The organism is Kitasatospora sp. NPDC047058, from assembly GCF_040643935.1.
GTDB lineage: Bacteria > Actinomycetota > Actinomycetes > Streptomycetales > Streptomycetaceae > Kitasatospora.
In genome coordinates this window covers 1-5,237 of record NZ_JBEYVJ010000439.1, presented here as the reverse complement: position 1 = coordinate 5,237, position 5,237 = coordinate 1, and the positions used below count along the sequence as shown (strand labels likewise).

Here is a 5,237-nt window from a genome sequence, read left to right as displayed (position 1 = left end):
CGGGCTCGCGGCGGACGACGAACGGGCGCAGCGGCCGGCCGCCTGGCGCGGGGGGCGAAGCGGCCCTGCGGGGTGTCCCGCAGGGCCTGCGCTCCCTGGCCCGGCCGCCGTTACTGCTCGCCCTGTCCGTCGGCGCCGAGGTAGGCGAGGACGGCCCGGACCCTGCGGTTGGTGTCGTCGTCGTTGGCGAGCCCGAGCTTGGCGAAGATCGTGGTCGTGTACTTGCTGATGGAGCCTTCGCTGAGGAAGAGCTGGGTGGCGATCGCCGTGTTGGAGAGCCCCTCGGCCATCAGCGCCAGGACGGAGCGCTCCCGTTCGGTGAGGGTGGCGAGGGGGTCGGCCCGCATGGGCCGGCCCAGCAGCTTGGCGACGACCGTGGGGTCGAGCGCGGTGCCGCCGTCGGCGACGCGGTGGACGGCGTCCATGAACTGGCCGGCGTCCAGGACGCGGTCCTTGAGCTGGTAGCCGATGCCGCCGTGGCCGTCCGCGAGGAGCTCGCGCGCGTACAGCTGTTCCACGTGCTGGGAGAGGATCAGCACCGGCAGCCCGGGGACGGCCCGGCGCGCGGACAGCGCGGCCTGGAGTCCTTCGTCGGAGAACGTCGGCGGCAGCCGGACGTCCACGATCGCCGCGTCCGGCCGGAGGGTGACCAGCGCGTCGAGCGCGGCCGGCCCGGAGTCGACGGCCGCGACGACGGTGTGGCCGTACGCCTCGACGAGGCGCACCAGCCCGTCGCGGAGCAGGAAGAGGTCTTCGGCTACGACAATTCGCACGGCACCGCCACGGTGATACGAGTGGGTCCTCCGGCCGGGCTCTCGATCTCCAGGCGTCCGCCGAAGGCCGCCATGCGGCGCTCGATGCCGCTCAGCCCGGACCCTGTGGATGCGGCGGCTCCGCCGATTCCGTCGTCGCTCACGGTAGCAGTCAGCATGCGCGCCGCGTAGCTGAGTTCGACCTTGACGCGGTCGGCGCGGGAGTGCTTGGCCACGTTGGCCAGCAGTTCCGCGACGGAGAAGTAGACGGCCGACTCCACCGGGCGTTCGGGCCGCGCGGGCACCTGGCTGAAGACGTCGACCTCCACGGAGGAGTCGAGGGCGAGGGCCCGGAGGGCGTCGACCAGGCCGCGTTCGGCGAGGACCGGCGGGTTGATGCCGCGGACGAGCGAGCGCAGCTCGGCGAGCGCGGTGGCGGAGGTGGCACGGGCCTCGGCGAGGATCGCCTTCGCGGCCTCGGGGTTGGTGTCGACGAGCTGCTCGGCGGCGCCCATCGACATGCCCATCGCCACCAGCCGGGCCTGGGCCCCGTCGTGCAGGCCCCGCTCGATGCGCTCCAGTTCGGCGGCCTGGGTCTGGGTCAGGTCGGCGCGGATGGCCTCCAGTTCCTCCACCCGCCGCCCGAGCCGGGTGCTCGGCACCGGCCCGAGGAACCGGCGCGCCATCGGGCGGAGGATCCGCCACGCGAAGGGGGCGCCGGCCAGGCCGGCCACGATCACGGCGATGCCGTAGCCGGTGAGGCCGGGCGTCAGCGCCATGTAGCTGCCGTAGCCGAGCGCGAGCAGCGGCAGGGCCGCGACCGGCAGCACGGTGACCGAGGCGACCAGGGCCCACATGCCGTCCCAGTGCAGCTGCGGGTCGTGGAACCGGGCGTGCACCTTGGCACGGCGGCGGGCCTCCCGCTCGGACTTGTGGTACTCGTGGCCGTCCCACCAGAAGCCCGTGGCCATCCTGGTGACCGGCGGGACCGGGCGGTAGGCGACCTGGATCTCCAGGCCCAGCCAGTCCGCCGCGCACCGGCGCGCGGCCCTGGCGAGCGCCCGGCTGGTGAGCGGGTGCACGACCCACAGGGAGACGGCGACCCAGAGGACCACCACCAGGGTCTCGCCGAGGGTGGCCAGCGCGCGGACGGCCAGAGGGGCGGACAGTCCGTCGGACCAGGAGTACGCGAGCGCGGAGCCCCCCACCCCGACCGGCACGGCGACCAGGGCCATCACGCAGGTGAGCCCGGTCAGCACCACGGACCGGTACAGCCCGAGCCCGATCTCGGTGCCCCACCGCAGGGGATCGCCCCCTGGAGGTCTCCTCATCGGCCAGTTCCTTTCGCAGCGGTGATCATTGTGTCAGCCGGGACCCGGTTCGGGACCGTCCCGGAACGCCGGATGGCCGGATACCGCGGGCGGTCCGGCCATCTGAGGGGCGGGGCAGGTCCTCAGCACGTCACTTCTTGGCGGGGGCGGGGAAGGCGCCGCTCAGCGCGGAACCGCGGGTGATGACGGCGACGCCGATCAGGGCGAGGGCGGAGAGGCCCTGGATCACGGCGTACCAGGCCGGGCAGAGACCGGGGATCAGGTCCACGCCGATGATCGCGATCGGCATGATCGTGGAGAGGGTGCGCAGCCGGTCGAAGGCCTTGTAGGAGCCCTGCGAGGCGCGGACGGTGAAGCGGTGGAGCAGGAAGGTGACCAGGAAGAGGATCGCGCCCCGGATCCACATGAACGGGCTGGCCTCGTGGCCGGTGAACGCCATCACGGCCACCGTGCCGAGGACGATCGCACCGACGGCACCGAAGAGCGTGATGCACTTCTTCACCGTGTCGAATGCGTCCTGGGTGCGGGAGTCGCCGAGCTGAGCGGTCGCGGTGATGTCTCCGGTGTTCGCCATGGTCCTTCTCCTTCGTGTCGTTGTGCTACCGACAGTACGGACCGCCGGGCCGGCCCGACATGGGTCTGTCCGTACGGGTGGGTGGGGCTGGACCCACTCCTCGGCCGGCGTTCTCGGCCGGGTGTTCAGAGTGTTCAACTGCCGCACAGCACAAGGGTGTTGGCGTTGCTACGATCCTGCGCAAGACCAGGGCCGGGTGCGCTCCCCCGTAGCACCCGGCCCTTCCCTTTTTCGGCCAGGGCCGACCGACCCCGGGGAGAGGGGAATCGCCGCGCACGCCTCGTCGAGGACCAGAGACCGGAGAAGAACAGGAACCCCGACCCCAGAAAAGTGAGGGTGATCATGAACGACAACGGTGCACCCAACGTGTTCCTCACCGGCGCCCCGGCGCTCACCGGTGCGGAGCGGCTGCGCCACGTGACGGACGTCGAAGCGGCCAAGGTGAAGGTCCCGCTCGGCAACCGCTACGAGCACTTCGAGGCCAGTTCCGAGACCACTCTCGTCGACGACCGCGAGCTGCGGGTCTTCGTGTGGACCCACAGCACGTACGTGGCCGAGTGACGCGTCCGCGGCGCTGACCGACCCGCACGCCGAAGCCGTGCACCGCCCGGGCCCCGGGCGGTGCACGGCTTCGCGCGTACCGCCGGTGTTTGTCCGAACCGTGGCCGGTGTGCCAGATTGCGACGGAGCGCGTGCTCGCTGTGCTCGCGCCGTCACCGAACCGGAAAGGACCCCATGAGCACCGAGACGCTGGAGTTCCAGGCCGAAGCCCGGCAGCTGCTGCAGCTGATGGTCCACTCGATCTACTCGAACAAGGACGTCTTCCTGCGCGAGCTGATCTCCAATGCATCGGACGCCCTGGACAAGCGGCGCCTGGCCGGCCTCACGGACGAGCGCCTGCGGGCCGACGACCTGCACATCGGCATCGAGGCCGACAAGGACGCCCGCACGCTGACCGTGCGGGACAACGGCATCGGCATGTCCCGCGAGGACGTCGTGGGCCTGATCGGCACCATCGCCCGCTCCGGCACCGCCGAGACCCTGCGCCGGCTGCGCGAGAGCAAGGAGTCGGCCGAGCTGATCGGCCAGTTCGGCGTCGGCTTCTACTCGACCTTCATGGTCGCCGACCACGTCACCCTCCTCACCCGCAGGGCCGGCGAGGAGACCGGCACGCGCTGGGAGTCGGACGGCGAGGGCACCTACACGATCGAGACCGTCGAGGACGCGCCGGAGGGCACCTCGGTGACCGTCCACCTCCGCCCCAAGGACGAGGAGGACGCCCTCTACGACTACACCGACGAATGGAAGATCCGGGAGATCGTCAAGCGGTACTCGGACTTCATCTCCTTCCCCATCCGGATGGGGGAGGAGGCGCTCAACTCGATGAAGGCCCTCTGGGCCCGGCCGCGGTCCGAGGTGAAGGACGAGGAGTACCGGGAGTTCTACCGGCACGTCACGCACGACTGGACCGACCCGCTGGAGACCATCCGGATGCGGGCGGAGGGCACCTTCGAGTACGAGGCCCTGCTCTTCATCCCGTCGCGCGCCCCGCACGACCTGCACCAGCGCGACGGCCGCCACGGCGTCCAGCTGTACGTCAAGCGCGTGTTCATCATGGAGGACAGCCGCGAGCTGCTGCCCGACCACCTGCGCTTCGTCAAGGGCGTCGTGGACGCCGCCGACCTGTCGCTGAACATCTCCCGCGAGATCCTCCAGCAGGACCGGCACATCCAGCTGATCCGCCGCCGCCTCGCGAAGAAGGTGCTGTCGACCGTCAAGGACCTCATGGCGAACGACGCGGAGAAGTACCGCACCTTCTGGCGCGAGTTCGGCGCGACCGTCAAGGAGGGCCTGCTCGGCGGGGCCGAGGACCCGAAGGCGATCCTCGACGTCGCGTCGTTCGCCTCCACCGCCTCCGAGGAGCCGACCGGCCTGGCCGACTACGTGGCCCGGATGAAGGACGGCCAGGACAAGATCTACTTCATGACCGGGGAGAGCCGCGCCCAGGTCGAGAACTCCCCCCACCTGGAGGCGTTCCGGGCGAAGGGGTACGAGGTCCTGCTGCTCACCGACCCGGTGGACGAGATCTGGGTCGAGACGGTGCCGGGGTACGACGGCAAGGAGTTCCGCTCGGTCGCGCGCGGTGCGGTCGACCTGCCCGCCGAGGAGGTGTCCGAGGAGCGGTCCGGCGCCTACGCCCCGCTGCTGACCTGGCTGAACGAGGTGCTCACCGACGTGAAGGACGTCCGGCTGACCACCCGGCTGACCAGCTCGCCGGCCTGCCTGGTCAGCGATGCCGACGGGCTCACGCCGACCCTGGAGAAGATGTACAAGGCGATGGGCCAGGAGGTCCCGCCGGTCCGGCGCATCCTCGAACTCAACCCCGAGCACCCGCTGGTCGGCGGTCTGAAGGCCGCGCACGACGAGCGCGCCGGCGACCCGGCGCTGGCGGAGACGGCCGAGCTGCTGTACGGCACCGCGCTGCTCGCGGAGGGCGGCGACCTGGCCGACCCGGCGCGCTTCGCCCGGCTGCTCGCCGACCGCCTCGCCAGGACGGTCTGACCGGCGGCAGCACACCAC

At 71.3% G+C, this 5,237-nt stretch carries 5 protein-coding genes; 2 read left to right on the top strand and 3 right to left on the bottom strand.

Annotated features, from left to right (window positions below; all coding sequences use genetic code 11):
- Positions 1-110: 110 nt before the first annotated feature.
- The 3 genes from ABZ885_RS34875 to ABZ885_RS34865 all read right to left on the bottom strand — a co-directional run bounded on the left by ABZ885_RS34875 (position 111) and on the right by ABZ885_RS34865 (position 2,657).
- Complete coding sequence (locus ABZ885_RS34875) at positions 111-773, bottom strand: response regulator transcription factor (protein WP_360197894.1); 663 nt, start codon at positions 771-773, stop codon at positions 111-113.
- On the bottom strand, positions 758-2,083 hold the full coding sequence (locus ABZ885_RS34870; RefSeq protein ID WP_360197891.1) for a sensor histidine kinase: 1,326 nt from the start codon (positions 2,081-2,083) through the stop codon (positions 758-760). The genes ABZ885_RS34875 and ABZ885_RS34870 overlap by 16 nt, the downstream gene beginning before the upstream one ends.
- A gap of 130 nt (positions 2,084-2,213) precedes the next feature.
- The gene (locus ABZ885_RS34865; protein WP_360197888.1) at positions 2,214-2,657 is read right to left on the bottom strand and encodes a hypothetical protein; all 444 of its coding nucleotides are present in this window, start codon (positions 2,655-2,657) and stop codon (positions 2,214-2,216) included.
- A gap of 342 nt (positions 2,658-2,999) precedes the next feature.
- Between ABZ885_RS34865 and ABZ885_RS34860 the strand changes: the two genes are divergently transcribed.
- Both ABZ885_RS34860 and htpG read left to right on the top strand, forming a co-directional pair.
- The gene (locus tag ABZ885_RS34860) at positions 3,000-3,218 is read left to right on the top strand and encodes a DUF5988 family protein (protein ID WP_360197885.1); all 219 of its coding nucleotides are present in this window, start codon (positions 3,000-3,002) and stop codon (positions 3,216-3,218) included.
- Between the two features lie 174 nt (positions 3,219-3,392).
- The gene (gene htpG / locus ABZ885_RS34855; protein ID WP_360197882.1) at positions 3,393-5,219 is read left to right on the top strand and encodes a molecular chaperone HtpG; all 1,827 of its coding nucleotides are present in this window, start codon (positions 3,393-3,395) and stop codon (positions 5,217-5,219) included.
- Positions 5,220-5,237: the final 18 nt, after the last annotated feature.